At 67.6% G+C, this 14,795-nt stretch carries 13 protein-coding genes; 5 read left to right on the forward strand and 8 right to left on the reverse strand.

Annotated elements, in window-relative coordinates; translation table 11 throughout:
* Positions 1-2 precede the first annotated feature (2 nt).
* Positions 3-605 carry an SCO family protein gene (locus tag E8A74_RS43675; RefSeq protein ID WP_232380011.1) on the reverse strand — a complete coding sequence of 201 codons (603 nt, stop codon included), beginning with the start codon at positions 603-605 and terminating at the stop codon, positions 3-5.
* Positions 602-2,629, reverse strand: a complete 2,028-nt coding sequence (locus E8A74_RS43680) for a YncE family protein (RefSeq protein WP_136935084.1) — start codon at positions 2,627-2,629, stop codon at positions 602-604. The genes E8A74_RS43675 and E8A74_RS43680 overlap by 4 nt, the downstream gene beginning before the upstream one ends.
* A gap of 422 nt (positions 2,630-3,051) precedes the next feature.
* On the opposite strand from E8A74_RS43680, the gene E8A74_RS43685 reads away from it, so the two are divergent.
* Positions 3,052-3,414 (forward strand): hypothetical protein, encoded by a 363-nt coding sequence (locus E8A74_RS43685; protein ID WP_136935085.1) that lies wholly within the window; start codon positions 3,052-3,054, stop codon positions 3,412-3,414.
* A 171-nt stretch (positions 3,415-3,585) separates the two neighbouring features.
* Here the strand turns inward: E8A74_RS43685 and E8A74_RS43690 are convergent, their stop codons facing one another.
* Entirely contained in the window at positions 3,586-4,140 is a 555-nt protein-coding gene (locus tag E8A74_RS43690; protein ID WP_232380012.1) for an EF-hand domain-containing protein, read from the reverse strand.
* A 260-nt stretch (positions 4,141-4,400) separates the two neighbouring features.
* Complete coding sequence (locus tag E8A74_RS54350) at positions 4,401-5,570, reverse strand: hypothetical protein (RefSeq protein WP_211365598.1); 1,170 nt, start codon at positions 5,568-5,570, stop codon at positions 4,401-4,403.
* A gap of 646 nt (positions 5,571-6,216) precedes the next feature.
* On the opposite strand from E8A74_RS54350, the gene E8A74_RS43700 reads away from it, so the two are divergent.
* Complete coding sequence (locus tag E8A74_RS43700) at positions 6,217-6,534, forward strand: hypothetical protein (RefSeq protein ID WP_136935086.1); 318 nt, start codon at positions 6,217-6,219, stop codon at positions 6,532-6,534.
* A 42-nt stretch (positions 6,535-6,576) separates the two neighbouring features.
* Entirely contained in the window at positions 6,577-7,212 is a 636-nt protein-coding gene (locus E8A74_RS43705; protein WP_136935087.1) for a cyclase family protein, read from the forward strand.
* A 44-nt stretch (positions 7,213-7,256) separates the two neighbouring features.
* Here E8A74_RS43705 and E8A74_RS43710 read toward each other — a convergent pair whose 3' ends face one another.
* The 4 genes from E8A74_RS43710 to E8A74_RS43725 all read right to left on the reverse strand — a co-directional run bounded on the left by E8A74_RS43710 (position 7,257) and on the right by E8A74_RS43725 (position 12,201).
* Positions 7,257-7,850, reverse strand: coding sequence for a hypothetical protein (locus tag E8A74_RS43710; RefSeq protein ID WP_136935088.1), 594 nt, complete (start codon positions 7,848-7,850; stop codon positions 7,257-7,259).
* Between the two features lie 227 nt (positions 7,851-8,077).
* On the reverse strand, positions 8,078-9,223 hold the full coding sequence (locus tag E8A74_RS43715; RefSeq protein ID WP_136935089.1) for an STAS domain-containing protein: 1,146 nt from the start codon (positions 9,221-9,223) through the stop codon (positions 8,078-8,080).
* A gap of 720 nt (positions 9,224-9,943) precedes the next feature.
* Positions 9,944-10,996: a hypothetical protein gene (locus E8A74_RS43720; protein WP_136935090.1), complete on the reverse strand. Its 1,053-nt coding sequence runs from the start codon at positions 10,994-10,996 to the stop codon at positions 9,944-9,946.
* 347 nt (positions 10,997-11,343) lie between these two features.
* Positions 11,344-12,201, reverse strand: coding sequence for a diguanylate cyclase (locus tag E8A74_RS43725; RefSeq protein ID WP_136935091.1), 858 nt, complete (start codon positions 12,199-12,201; stop codon positions 11,344-11,346).
* A 167-nt stretch (positions 12,202-12,368) separates the two neighbouring features.
* On the opposite strand from E8A74_RS43725, the gene radC reads away from it, so the two are divergent.
* Positions 12,369-13,088, forward strand: a complete 720-nt coding sequence (radC, locus tag E8A74_RS43730) for a RadC family protein (RefSeq protein WP_232380013.1) — start codon at positions 12,369-12,371, stop codon at positions 13,086-13,088.
* A gap of 135 nt (positions 13,089-13,223) precedes the next feature.
* Complete coding sequence (gene amaB, locus E8A74_RS43735) at positions 13,224-14,795, forward strand: L-piperidine-6-carboxylate dehydrogenase (protein ID WP_136935093.1); 1,572 nt, start codon at positions 13,224-13,226, stop codon at positions 14,793-14,795.

The following is a 14,795-nucleotide window of genomic DNA, read 5'->3' on the forward strand; positions in this document are numbered from 1 at the left end:
GCTCATCGCTTGGGGTCGTCGAGGTGGTCGACGAGATAGACGATGTCCTCGGGGCGCGCCGTCGCCTGGGTCTTCACCCAGTTGCCGGTCGAGAGATTGCCGACGTAGAGGGTCGTCGCGTGGTCCTCGGGCTTGCGCAAGAGGCCCCCGATGCGGCCGAGCACCTTGTTCACGTCGTCCGGTGCGCCCGTCAGGAAGTACCATCCGGCCGTGGCTCCGTGCCGATCGGCGTACTGCTTGAGCACGGCCGGGGTGTCGTTCTCCGGGTCGGCCGTGACGGTGATGATGTGGATCTCCTTGCCCATTCGCGCGCCGAGGAGACGCTGCACCTTCGCGAGGTTCGCCGTCATGGCGGGACACGCGCCCTTGCACGACGTGAAGGCGACGTTGATGAGCACTTTTTTCCCCCGCAGGAGATCGTCGTGGAAATGGCGGACCTTTCCGTCCTGATCCACGAGCTTCGTATTGGTGAAATAGCGCGCCGCCGCGTCTTCGTTGGCCTTCGCGCCCGACGCCGGCGGCGCCTCGGCCACCACGGGCGCCGCGACGAGCGCGGCCAGGAGCCCGAGCGAGACCTGCAAGGTGACGACCCGGAGCCGCTTCACTTTCGACCCCCCTTTCCCCCTTCGCTCGCGGGCAGAACCTCGGCGTCGCCTGCCCGGACGCCCAGGGTCCATGTCGCGCGGCGCATCAAAGGCCCCGCCTTCTGGTTCGGACGCACGACCAGCCGATATCGGCCGGGCGTGGAGGGTTTCACCGTGATCGCATAGACCGAATCCCCCTCGGCCTTCGGCACGCCGCGCCATACGTATCCCGTCGGATCCTGCGTGAAGAGCGCCGTGAGCGCGCGCGGGGCGATGGGCTCCCGCAGCCGGAAGCGGAGGGTCGTGGCCTGACCCGCGACGAGCTTTTCGCCGGGATCGAAGAGGGGCTCGATGCCGAATGCATCCTCGCCCGGGCGCGATTCCCCGTCCGGGAGGGACCCTTCGAGGCAAGCCGTGACCTTGCGGGGTCCGTCGATTTGCACGGCCACGTCGTGGACGCCGCCGCCGTCCATGCGGAACGGCGCTTCATAGACCCCCGGTTCGATTTCGTGGAGCGAACGATCGACGATTCGCACGGCGCGCGGCGAGCGCCCGTAGGCGGGGTGCGTCGCGATGGGCGCCATCATCCCCTCGGCGTATCCATAAAGTGTGCGGTCCACGGGGTGCGCGACGAGCATTCCGCCCCCCTCGGGCAAGGGAGCCATCGGAGCCGCGAAGCTCGGCGCGAAGTCCCCGTCCGGCGCCGCTTGCCCCATGGCGACCTGGACGAGCTTCGGCGGCTCGTTCGCCGGGTCGCCCGCGAGCCCGAACATGGAGAGGTGGCTCGACCCGAGCTCCCGCACGTACACGAAATTCCGCGTGAAGGAGACGTGATCCGGGCGGGACAGCCTCCTCGTCGTCTGCACGATCTTGCCCTGGGACGCATCGAACACGTGCACCACGCCCGCCTCCCGCTGGGCCAGCCAGGCGAACCTGCCGCCGGGCGCGAATGCGACGGACGCGCCGCCGCGGGCCACGGGGATTCGCCTGGTGACGGCCCGGCTGGCCTCGTCGACGACGACGAGCTCGCCATGGTCGCGCGCGGCGAGGATCATGGCTGCCTCGTCGCTGCCCGCGAGGGCGACGACACCTCGGCCCACGTTGACCTCGGCGAGGAGCTCCCCGTGCTCGGCGTCGAAGACCTTCATCGTCTCGCTGTCCGACGCCGATACCCAGGCGCGCCGCCCCCCCGCGAGGAAGACGATCTCCTGATGTCCTGCGCCCGAGCCCAACGTCTTCCGTTTCGCCCGCGCGTCCGCGTCGATCACGCTCACGGTCCCGTCGCCATCATTTCCGACCCAGAACGAGCGTGCATCGCCGCGGGGCACGATTCGTGTCGGGTGGTCGCCGACGTCCTGGCTCCCGCGCACGCGGCCGCGGAGCACGTCCACCTCGGCGATCAGGTCGCGCTCCGGGATCGTCACGAAGACCGAGGTGCCCTGTGGCGCCGCGGCCCAGTCCGCGGCCTGACCGGGCAGGGCGACGAGGCTCTGGAGCTTCGTGCGCGCGAGGGCGACGCGCGGCTCGATGATCGAGAGGCTCGGGTCTTCGTTGAGCGCGAGGACGAGGTATCCGTCGAGGACCGAGGCTGGCTGCGCGGAGAGCAGCCCCCCGGCGAAGGACGCGACGAGGTTTCGGCAGGCCTCGTGATCGAGCGCCGTGCCCCCTTCTTTCCGTGCGGACAGCCATACGCGGGGCCGGAGGCCGACCTGCGCTGCGCCCGTCGCAGCGTCCTTCACGGAGAGCCTCGCGCGGGCCACCCGCCACGCGCCGACGGCGTTCGTCGCGCCGTCTTCGAACGTCGCGGACCAGGCCATCGTCAGGCCATTGTCTGTGACCTCGACGGACACCGGGGCCGAAGGCGCGCCCGCGCTCTCTCCCGCGGCCGCCGGGAGCGAGGGTTTTTCCTTGGGATCCTGCCTCGCGCAGCCGCCTGTGTGCAGCAGCCAGGAGGCGAGCCAAAGGACGAGCGCGTGTTGCTCCGCCAGGGCGCGGAGGCAAAGCAGCCGCCGCCGTCCCCATTGCACGACAGAATTTGTTTCCACGGTGACCAGTCTCTCCAGGTTCGCGCGATTAGGATGTCGAAGAGCTGCCGTGCGCTTGCCGCTTCTTTGGTCAGGCGTCTCCGGAGCCGCCTCCAGGTGCGCCGCGCCGGGGCGCTGCCCCGGACCTCGACCCGAGCCAAAGCCAGCCCTGGACCTTTTTGGGAAAAATGGTTGTTCATGGTTTTCGCTGAAGCTGCCCAACGATTGCTGGGAGTTCCAGGGGATTTCGTTCGTGCTCCTGGGGCGGCACGACGAGGCGCTCGTGGCATTCCAGGGGCGGCACGAACGCACGCTTACACGTCTCGCGACGTCATCAACCCGTGAGGATGACCGTAATCGCGTGCGTTCGTAGGGGCGCACGGCCTACGTTGATCCGTACCGTCGCTTGCGCGGAGGGCACGGCTCGCGCGGAGGGCGAGGCCGTGCTTCGTAAGGACGGAGTGGCATTTCACAATGGCGGGGGCTCGTTCCGCAAGGGCGGGGTGGCGTTCCGCGAGGGCGGAGTGGCGTTCCGCGAGGGCGGAGTGGCGTTCCGCGAGGGCGGGGTGGCGTTCCGCGAGGGCGGGGTGGCGTTCCGCGAGGGCGGGGTGACGTTCCGCGAGGGCGGGGTGACGTTCCGCGAGGGCGGAGTGGCGTTCCGCGAGGGCGGAGTGGCGTTCCGCGAGGGCGGAGTGGCGTTCCGCGAGGGCGGAGTGGCGTTCCGCGAGGGCGGGGTGACGTTCCGCGAGGGCGGAGTGGCGTTCCGCGAGGGCGGGGTGGCGTTCCGCGAGGGCGGGGTGGCGTAAGAAGCTACGCGGGTGAAGGCGCCGAAGGAGGCGGGGGTTCCGGTCGAGGAAGCGGGGCCGCGGAGGGCGGCCGAGCGGGAGTTGCTTCGCGCTTGGTCGCCCTGTCGCTCCGGATCATGCTCGTTTCGGGAGCGCCGCGGCGCTCACGCCGCTGCGCGGGCGGCGAATGCGCTACTTGAACACATCCATGGAGCCAAGCAGCCAGTTCCCGGGGGCGTTCGGGTCCGCGCTCAGGTAAAACTCGACGATCGCCTGCCGGAACTCGGCGCAGCTCAGCCCCCCGCTGCTGTCGCGGTCGAGCCGCTTGAACCACTCGGTGGAGGTCGACGGAGGAACCCCCACCACGTCGTACATTCGCACGAATTCTTTCTGCGAAAGGCTCCCGTTGCCGTCGCGGTCGAGGGCTGCAACCATCCCCTCGGCGATGCGCCCCACCGCATTCTGGAAATTCTCCGGAGCGATGACGCTGGTGCTCATGATGCGGAGGAACTCCGGGTGCCCGATCTTCTCTCCCGACGTGCCTTGACCGGACTCCAGCAGGAGGCCCCACCAGTGCATGAAGGACTGCTGCATTGCGGTCTTGGTCTTTTCATCGTCCTCGGCTGCCAGGCCGGTGAACATCCCGGCCATCTTCTCGAAGTCGTCCCGGGTGAGCCAACCATCGCCATTCTGGTCAAACCAGGTGAATAGGAAGCCGAACTTCTTGGCCTGCAAATCCGTCGTCATGAAGATATCCCTGTCGCTCGATCTGGATCGCTCGGGATTCCCGTCTGGAATCCGCTGCGCCAATATCCGCTCCATACGAACACGATGCCTCCGCCCACGGCAGCGAGAAACCTCGAAAGGCGTGGCGGAGACCATCGTCGCGGAGAGTAGACAACGGAGCACTCGCTGGCGTCAACCCGATCGGAAGGCGGATTCCCCCGCTACCTCGCGTGCCCGACAGGTGTGCGCCTTGGCGAAGCCGTGGAGGATGCGCCGCGGCTTTACGGGCAGGCCGTCGCGTACATCAGGCGCTTCGCCGACAGGTCGTGGTAAGCGATGTGCACGCGGCCCGTATCATCCACCTTGAGCGAGCCGCCGGTCGCGAAGCTCGTCGGGTCCACCTCGGTGGTCTGGAAACTCCCCGTCGCATGGCTCGCATAGCTCATTCTCTGTGCCCCGATGTCGAGGTACGCGACGTGCGAGACGCCCTTCGCGTCGAGCGCGGCCGAGGTCGCGATGGAGCTCGTCGTGATGGGCTCCTTCGTCCAGCTCCCTGGTGTGCCCTGCATATGCAGGAGCCCGTCGTACGTGGCGGGGAAGATGTGCCGACCGCCCGTCGCGTCCACGAGGAAGGGGTTCGTCGTGTCGTACATGTAGCTCGACGTGACCTCGGCCTTGTCCCAGTTCATCGCGTCCACGCGGGCGGCGTGGTAGACGCGGAAGTAGATGTTGTTTTCGCGCTGGGTATAAACGATCTCCGGGGTGCCATTGCGGAGCGCGAGGGAGGTGTTGCTCCCGGGCTGGAACGCGGTATTGACGACCTCGACCGTCCACGTGCCCGAGGCGTTCGTGGCGTACCGGACGTCGTCGAGCACGTAGAAGCTCGCGTGGAGCTTCCCGTTGGCATCGGCGACGAGCGAGAGCCCGTTGGCCGCTGCCGGCTCGACGACCTCTTTTTTCCACGCCCCGTTCTCGTACGTCGCGTGCTTCACGGCCCCGTTGGCGTAATCCTTGTAAAGGATGTGCGGCCTTTCGTCGACGAAGACGAGCTGGCTTGCCCCGCCCACGTCGCCGGTGTCGATGGTCTCGACCTCGAAGCCATCCGCCGCGCTGCGTACGACCTGGAGCGTCTTCGAATCCTTCTCGTAGTAGGAGATCCAGATCTGATGGTTCTTCCCTATCTCGAGATCCGGCTGATTCCCATTCTTCGCGATGTCGATCGCCTTGAACTCCCAGGGAGAGGGAGAGCAAACACCGCTCCCACCCGCGCCCCCGCCGCCCCCTGCGCCGCCGCCGCCCCCTGCGCCGCCGGTGCCCGTCGTCGAGCTGCTCGATCCCGAGGGATCTTCGCCTCCGGCCCCGGTTTGCTTTTCGGGCTCGGAGCATGCGGCGAGGACGGGGAGGAAGGACACGAACAGACAAAGGAAACCACGTAAGCCAATTCCATGCATGGCTTCAGTCCTTAAGGCAGGGGAGTGGAATGAGTCAAGAGCCCGCTGCGCCCATTCTTTGCCCTGCGCCCTCGCCCTTGCCCTCCTCCCTCCACACGCAACCCGGCGTACCTCGCGCGGGTGCCGGAGGCGAGGCGGAGAACGAGAGAGGGGTCGTAAGGCTGCAAGGCAGAACGGCGGGCGCGATGATCTGCCGCGATGGATCGAGCATCAATTGCTGTCCGGACACGTGCCGGTGATCTTCGGGGACTCACCGCACTCGACTGTGTAATCGCACGCGCCGTCTTTTATCTCGCAGCCGCCCCAGCCCCAGTAATCATGCGAGCAATACGCCAAGTTGCATAACTCGCCCTTCTCCGAAGGGGGTGGATTGCCCGTGCATTCGACCTCGCAGCCAGCGCAGGTGCAGCTCCGCGTGCACCAGCCGTTGCTCAGCGAGCACGGCCCGCCGGCTGCCCCTCCGGCGCCGCCGCTTCCTCCGCCTCCTTCATTGCAGGCACTCTCCCTATCGCAGACGCCGACAGGCGGACCGCCTCCGCTGGCCCACGGGTCGCAAAAGAAATGCCCGGAGGGATCACAGGTGCATCGGAGACCACTCTCGACGCCCGAATACGCACAGGTCGCTCCCGCCGAGCAAGGGGCGCCCATGCCGCAGCGTCGCTTCGCGAAGGAGTCGTCCCCTGATTCCGTGTTGGCGGCACCATCGCACGCACCCAGCGTCAACGCAGTCAGGAATGTCCACCACGCCGCGCGCGCTATCGATGCTATCTTGGTCAGGTTCATGGCGCATCCATCGGAGCAACGGTTGGGCCAGGCATCGTCCGCGGAAAGGATCGCGCCGACGCCGCAGTTTGGCGACATGCCGGACGTTCAGGGTTGGCGCACAATGACTCAATACAGGACTTTTAAAGCACACGTCGAGGTGGACGGCGTCGCGGCCGGGGCCGCCGCGTTCACCGTTTGATCCCTCGACACCTCCCCGCCGGCCCGGCTACATTCGCAAGCCATGCGCCTCGTCAAGGACCTCTCGCTCCCCCTTGCCGCGACAACCCCCGTTTTTCCCGGCGATCCACCGCCGGAGCTGCGTCCACTCGCGCGCATTCGTGACGGCGCGCCGCTCGACGTCTCGAGCCTCCACCTTCACGCCCACGTCGGCACCCACCTCGACGCGCCCTCTCATTTCGTCCTCGGCGCCCCGGATCTCTCTGCCTTTTTGCCCGAGACCTTCGTCGGCCCCGCGTTCGTCCTGGATCTCGCGCGCCTCCCCAAGGACCGCATCGAGGCCTCGGACCTCGGCGACCTCACGCGCATCCCGCGCCGGAGCCGCCTCCTGCTCCGCACGCGCAACAGCGCCCGCTGGCAGGGTCCTTCTCCCGCGGTCGACCTCGCCTTTCTGGATCCGCAGGTGATCGACGCGTTGCTCGCGCGCCGCCCCGTCCTCGTCGGATTCGATGCCTACAGCCTCGACCCTCTCGATTCGACGACCTTCCCCGCCCACACCCGCCTCGCGGCCGCGGGGCTGCCCGCGCTCGTCGCGCTCGATCTCGATGGCGTCGAGGCGGGCAGCTACACGCTCGTTTGCCCGCCTCTACCGGTCGCGCTGGAGGCGAGCCCCGTGCGCGCGCTGCTTTTTTCGATTTGATGCAGCGGAGCGCCCGGGCTCACGTGGTTCCGTCCCTCGGCACCTCAGTGATGCCTCTTCGCGGCCTCGGGCGAAGGATTCGGCAGGATCTTGAAGACCCCTGGCCGATCCGGATCGTCCACGCGCGCTGTGCGTGTCCCCAGCAGGAGATGCAGATATCCCTCGGCTGCGCCGGGCGGGGTGACCACGAATCCGAGCGGCGTCCAATGGTCGATGTCGCGCCGGGAGGCATACGGGAGGATGGCGACGGTGCAGCCTTGCGCCAGCGTATCGCAGAGGCGGCGCACGAGGGCGAGGTCGATGTTGCGGCCCTCGTGCGCGGGGTCGATGACGAGCTCGCGGATGTAGAGGGCGTCGTTGCCGCCGCCCTCCAGGTATTCGTCCTTGGGCCAGTCGTTCTCGAAGAAGATATCGTGGAGCGCTTCGAGCTCGCCGCTGTCGGCGTCGAGCACGTCGAGGAGGGGTACGTTGAGGTCGAGGGCGCTGCCAATGTGAATGCGGGCGACGCGCGCGTGGCCGATTCGAGCGGGGTGCGGGGCGTCGTCGTCGGGGAAGATGTCGATGGAGAACCACGTGACGAGGCCGGAGGAGTCGTTCGGCTCGCTGAGGGGGATGTCGGTGGAGACGTGGATGCGCATGGGGCCCTCCCGAGGATCGGTGGGGAGGCTTGCACGTGGTGGTCGGCGGGGTCAAGGGGGACGCGGCACGGGGTGAAAGGATGAGCCTTTCGTGATGACCGTGGTTCCTGACGTCGAGAGTGGCAGACCACCGCACGCTGCCGTTATCGCCGCGAACGTGGTACTGGCGCTTGTCCCGGTCGAATTGCAGCACCTCCTCGTGCGCACGCGACGACCCGACCTCAAGGTCACGACGACGCGCCGGGCCTTCCCTTCGGGACCTCCGTATCCTCCGCGTTCCCCTGCTTGATCGCATATCGGAGCGCAGCCTCCAGCGTTCCGAACGTCTTCAGCGCGCCGAGATCGAGCTCCAGGCTGACCACCGTACTCGCCATGCCTGGCGAGATCCCGGAGACGAGGCATTGCGTGCCGAGCAGCCGCGCTGCCTGCACGACCTTGAGCAGGTGGCTCGCCGCGCCCGTGTCGATCACGTCGACGCCCGTCAGATCCAGGATCGTAAAGCGCGCCTGCGTCCGCGTGATTTCTTCGAGCAACGCCTCCATCATCCCCCCGGCGCGCGTGCTGTCGACGAGCCCGACCACCGGCATCGTCAGGACGCCCTTCCACAACCGGAGGATCGGCGTCGACATGGCGCGGATCGCCTCTTCTTGTCGCCGGATCAGCTCGAGCTTGCTCCGGAGTTCTTCTTCGATGCGCGTACGCTCCTCGACCTCGCGGCGCAGGTCCTCCTCGATGCGGCGGCGCTCCTCGACCTCGCGTTGCAGGCGCTCGAAGGCAATCGTGAGGTCCGCCTTGGTGGCATTCTCGGTGCCGATCAGCGCTTCGAGGTCGTCCTCGATCGTGCGCGCCGTGGGGCGCACGACGAACTCGTCATAGGCGTCGCCGCGCGCCTGGAATGCGGTCTGCTCGGCCCGACAGTGCGTCTCGAAGATGCGAGAGCAGTGGGCGCCGAACTTGCCCGCCATCGTGCTGGTCCCCCAGGTGACGCCGAGCGCCTTCTGGTAGAGGCCCTCCCAGCTATTGTGGACGCGGAACCACGCCTCCTTCTTCGCATGGTCGAGCCGCACGAGCTCCCAGTGGCCGTGCCCGACCGCGGCGGCGCTCGTGCCGAGGTACCGGAACCCGTCCTCCACGCTTTGGCGGTGCTGCATGATGGCCGCCACCTCGCCTGCGATGCTTTCGCGGCCCGCCTGCTCCGCGGCGATCACGAAACGCTCGGTGCCGACCATCTTGTGGATGCCGACCATGAGCCCGGCCAGCGTCGTCTCGATCCACATGAGGACCGCCGGGTTGCCCCAAACCAGGATGCGGCCGTTCTCGCGATCCCACTCGAAATCCACGCCATCCACGCTGATCTTCGGACGCTCGTTCATCGCTCCTCCACCCACGCCTGGAAAAATGCGACCTGGTCGGACGCACGGACAACCATGCTACCGTGTCCCAATGAGGAGGAGCGTAAAAATGCCACGCTCCCGAACGCAGGTGGTGATCCGGTCGGTGCTGCGGCGGTCCTTGATAGCTGAAAAAATATGGCCAAACCGCTCCCGGCGCTCAGGAGATGCACGAGGCCCCATGGCGGGTGGGAGACCCACTCGCCTCGGACGCCCACACGGCACACGATTCATCCAGGCAACGGTTTGCCTGCAGATCGCATCAGGGAGGTGTCTATGTTTTCCAGTCGAACGAAGCTCCGTGCATTGGCTGCGCTGGCTGCACTTGTGCTGTTTGGCGCCGCCACATATTCGACCTCGGCGCTGGCACAACGCACGACGACATGGCGGTGCTGGCACAATGGCGTCGCCCAGGGGACTGTCAGTATCTGGTGGGGCCACACGGCGGGTGATGCCTCTTGGGCATGCAACAACTGGATTTCTTCGTGTGGGAATGCTTCGGGCGGGTGCTCCGCAACGGAATTGTAGCTTCTATCGTTTCTCGCCACGTTCTCTCGGCTTTCCGGCCGGGGCGAGGCGCGCACCGCGAGCGTGCGCAGGGCGTGCGAAGAAGCCGCTGGAGACCGGCTTGCACGCTTTGGGGGGAACGATAGCCGGAAGCGAGGGCCCGCGTGGTGTTGCTTGGGCTCCGTTCCCCGCCGTTTACTTTTTCACGACCGGTTTCCCATCGCTCCGGCACGAATAAAACGAGTTGTACCCGTCCACGGTCGCGCTCTTGACGTTGTTCTTCCACGCGCAGGTGGGCATGCAGCAGTCCTGCATGGTCGTCGTGTGATAGGGCTCGTTGTTGAGCGTGCTGACGAAGCCGGCCGCCTTGGCCTGCGCGGCCGTCTGGATGTTCGGATCGGGCGCCGGGAGGCCCTGGGGAGCCAGCTTGCAGCCCGTGACCTCCGTCAGGTGCTCCGGACAAGCCACGCGCTTGGCGAGGACCTTCCAGTTCTCATGGTAGTACGAAGTGGCCTGGTTCGACTGGATGCAAGACTTGCGCGTCTCCTCCTGGAGCGTGGGGTCCGCGGCCGTGATGGTATTGCACGCGCTGGTGATTTTCTGCTGGCAGCTCCCGGACGCGATCAATGCGTCGCTCAGGTTTCCCCCGTCATCGCATTTCATGCTGTCGGGCCCGGGCTTCACGCCGCCGTTGAACGCTTGCCCCTCCGAAGGATAGGTCTGGTACTGCGAATACCCGAACTTCGTCCCGTAGTTCAGGTCGGCGTCGCATGCGTTGAAGGCGCCGAGGCCTCCCGCTCCCATGTAGATGTCGAAGCCCGTCGCCCCCGAGGCCTGGGTGTTGAAGCTCTGCACGAGCAGCGGCTTCGGCGGCGTCAACGTCGAGTTGGTCAGGTACCTGGGGGCGTCGAAGACGAGCTGGTAGCACTGGCAACACGAGTCGGGCAGTCCCATGTCGAGGTTCGTCCCGTCGGGGTCGTGGCCCGCGACGGCATAGTTGAATTTGCCCTCGAAGCCGTCGTCGATCGCGGCCTGCTCCATCTCGTTCGCAAACAGCATGTAACGAGGGCAGGCGAACTGAACGGGGACCCCATCCTTGCCGCCCTCGCAGGCGTTTTTCGACGTGGGACCATAGTCGTTCGTGCACTCGCCGCCGCACGTGCTGCTCGTGTCCCCCTTTTTGCAGCCATCGACGGAGAACTGGTTCGAGCATTCGCTGGGCGGCGGAAGCGCATACCCCCCGGGCATGTCCGGGCCCGTCCCGCTGGACGCGTTCGAGGAGGTCGAGGCCCCGCGACTCCCCGTGGGGGACGTCGTCGAACTCGAACCATCCGTACCTCCGGCGCCCCCCGCGTTCTGGGTGCCAGAAGCGCTGTCGCAGGCAGCAGGAGCAAGGCAAAGGACGATCGGAACCAGGCGCGTCAACTTCATGAAGAACTCCAAAAATCGTGAAGGTAGTAGGGAGGAGACCCAACGAGGATTCCAAGAGAAGGACGAGGCGTCAACGCAAAGCGTCATGCCACGCGCTGGATTTCGACGAGGTCGTGCGCCGCGCGGCGGCGCCCGGACGACCCCTCGAACGATTCCCCGCGCCCCTACGAGCGCACGCGATTGCGGCCGTCGTGTTTGGCTTGGTAGAGCCTTTCATCGGCCGCCCCGATGAGATCGCTGGCGAAGCAGGTTTTCTCGTCCGCTTGGGCGACACCCGCCGAGAGGGTCAGCGAGATCGTGTGCTCCTCGAAGGTCACCACGTGGGCCGCGACGGCCGCGCGGATCGTCTCGGCGAGCGCCACGGCTCCCGCAAGGTCTGTCCCGGGGAGCATCCACGCGAACTCTTCCCCGCCATATCGTGCAAAGACATCACCCGGGCGTACATGCTGCTGCGTGAGCGAGGCGATCTCGCGGAGCACCTGGTCACCCGCCAGGTGCCCGAACGAGTCGTTGATCCTTTTGAAATGGTCGAGGTCGAACATCACCAGCGCGAGCGGATGCTCGGTGGGCTCCGTGCGCCGCAACGTGGTGTCGAGTTGCTCGATGAGATGACGGCGGTTGTACGCCTTTGTCAGGCCGTCGATCGGCGTCGTCGTGTACCGTGTTTCGTCGATCATCCGTCCGCACTCGGCGCAGCAGCACTTGAAGATCGTGTTTCCGACGCGGACCCGATCCCCGCAGCGGAGCAGCGCCTCCGGCACCCGCTCGTCGTTGACGAAGGTGCCGTTGGTGCTGTCGTTGTCGACCACCCAGAAGCCCTCGGCGCGCTTCTCGAAGCGCGCGTGACACCGCGAGACCCCATCGCTGTCGATCGGGATGGTGTTTTCCGCGCGGCGTCCGATCGTGACGACCGTGACGGCCGGGTCCAGTTTGTACCGATGGCCGAGAAGCTTGCGATCGCGCGTGTAGATGACGATGAGGGTGTCGGGGCCTGCCGGGTCTTGCGAGGAGCAGATGATCATGGGGGGCGGCGGCGCTGGGGTTGGCTCGGGCTCCCTAGAATAGCGTGACGGGGCCTCGTCCCTGGCGCCCGCCAGGCGGATTTTCCCTCCGCCACCCCCCCCGCGCCCGTTCCTGCCCGGGAAACGTGCGCGGCCTGGATCCTGCTCCCGCCGGGGCCATGGTAGCGATGCTCGAACTGGCCCCGGCCCACGAAAACGTCCTCGAAACGCTGACCGTCGGGCCCCGCGGGCCCCGCGAGCGCGCGCTGGAGGAGGGGATCTTGATGCTCTCGGACGCCGATCTGCTCGCCATCGTCCTCGGCACCGGGCTCGTCGGGTGCTCGGTCTTCCGCCTCGCGAACGAGATGCTCGAGCGGGTCGGCGGGCTCGAAGGCCTCGGGCGGCTCGGGCCCTCGGCGATCGCCGAGATCCCCGGCGTGGGCACCGCCAAGGCCCTGCGCCTGCTCGCCGGGCTCGAAATCGGCCGGCGCTCGCTCATGCGCTCGATTCGCCCGCGGCCCGCGGTCTGCAACTCCGCCGCCGTCGCCGCCTGGTTCACGAGCCGCCTCTCCTGGCGCGAGTACGAGGAGTTATGGGTGATCTCGCTCGACGGCCGCAACGGCCTGCGCAGCGCGCGGCGCGTGGCCCAGGGCGGCGTGCACGGGCTCGGCGTCACCCCGCGCGACGTCCTGCGCGTCGCCCTCCAGGACACGGCGGCCGCCATCATCCTCGTGCACAACCACCCGAGCGGCGACCCTGCGCCCTCGGACGCCGACGTGGCCATGACCCACAAGGTCGCCGAGGCCTGCCACGTCGTGGGCGTGCCCCTGCTCGATCACGTGATCGTTTCGAGCACGGGCCAGTACGTCTCGCTGCTGGATCTCGGGATCTTGCCCCCTGCCGTGTGAGGCGCCGCCCTCGCCCCCCACGCCCGCGGGGACCGTGGGGGGCTCCAAGCTTTGCCGAGTTCTTCCCTTTCCTCCCTGGATGATCGGACACTTGCGCGTCGGGTGGCCACGCGCCGCTCGCCCCGGAGCTTCCTCATGCATGAACTGCTCTCCCGGCTCGGCCTCGCGCGCGACGAGAACCTCGGCGGTTTCGACGGCGAGCACTGGCTCGGCACAGGCACGCCCCTCGACGTGATCACCCCGATCGACGGCGCGCGTATCGCCTCCGTGCGCCCGATCCGCCGCGCCGAGTACGAGCACATCGTGGCGCGAGCCGAGGCCGCCTTCCGGACGTGGCGCGAGGTGCCGGCCCCGAAGCGCGGCGAGGTCGTGCGCAGGCTCGGCGACGCCCTGCGCGCCCACAAGAAGGACCTCGGCGCCCTCGTCACCCTGGAGATGGGCAAGATCACGGCCGAGGGCGAGGGCGAAGTGCAGGAGATGATCGACGTCTGCGATTTCGCCTGTGGCCTCTCGCGCCAGCTCCACGGCCTCACCATGCACAGCGAGCGGCCGCGCCATCGCATGTACGAGCAATGGCACCCGCTCGGCGTCATCGGCGTGATCACCGCCTTCAATTTCCCGGTGGCCGTGTGGAGCTGGAATGCGGCGATCGCGGCCGTCTGCGGCGACACGACGGTCTGGAAGCCCTCGCCGAAGACCCCGCTCACGGCCATCGCCACCACGCACCTCGCGGCGCGGGTTTGCCGCGAGAGCGGCGTCGATCCGGCCGTCTTCTCGCTCGCGTTCGGCAGCGTCGAGGACGTCGGAGAGCCCATGCTCGCCGATCCGCGCTTCCCGCTCGTCTCGGCCACGGGCAGCACCCGCATGGGCCGGCGCGCCGCAGAGGTCGTCGGCCGGCGCCTCGGGCGCACCTTGCTGGAGCTCGGCGGCAACAATGCCGTGATCGTCACGAGTCACGCCGACCTCGACCTCGCCACGCGGGCGATCCTGTTCGGCGCGGTCGGCACGGCCGGGCAACGTTGCACTTCGACCCGTCGCATCCTCGTCCACCGCTCGGTGCGGGACGAGCTCGTCAAGCGCCTCGTCCGGGCCTATGCCACGGTCCGGATCGGCGATCCGCGCGCGGCCGGCACGCTCATGGGGCCCCTCGTCAGCCATGACGCCGTCGCCGCCGTGCAATCGGCCCTCGCGCGGCTGAAGGAGGAGGGCGGCGAGGTGCTCTACGGCGGCGCGCCGCTCGACGGCCCCGCGTTCCCCGGCGGTCATTACGTCGAGCCGTGCATCGCCGCGGCGAAACATGAGTATCGCATCGTGCAGGAGGAGACGTTCGCGCCGATCCTCTACGTCATCGACTACGGCGGCACCTCGCGGCCGCGGGATCACGTTACGCTCCTCGGCGAGATGCGCGAGGCGATCGCGCTCCACAACGCCGTCCCCCAGGGCCTCTCGGGCTCGATTTTCACGCACCACCTCGTCGAGGCCGAGGCCTTCCTCGCCCACACCGGCAGCGATTGCGGGATCGCGAACGTCAACATCGGCACGAGCGGCGCGGAGATCGGCGGCGCGTTCGGCGGCGAGAAAGACACGGGTGGCGGACGCGAGAGCGGCTCCGACGCGTGGAAATCCTACATGCGACGGCAGACGAACACCCTCAACTGGGGCATGGACCTGCCCCTGTCGCAGGGCATCACCTTCGGAGAGCCCTGA

The sequence above is a fragment of the Polyangium fumosum genome (assembly GCF_005144585.1).
In the GTDB taxonomy this organism is placed as follows: domain Bacteria; phylum Myxococcota_A; class Polyangia; order Polyangiales; family Polyangiaceae; genus Polyangium; species Polyangium fumosum.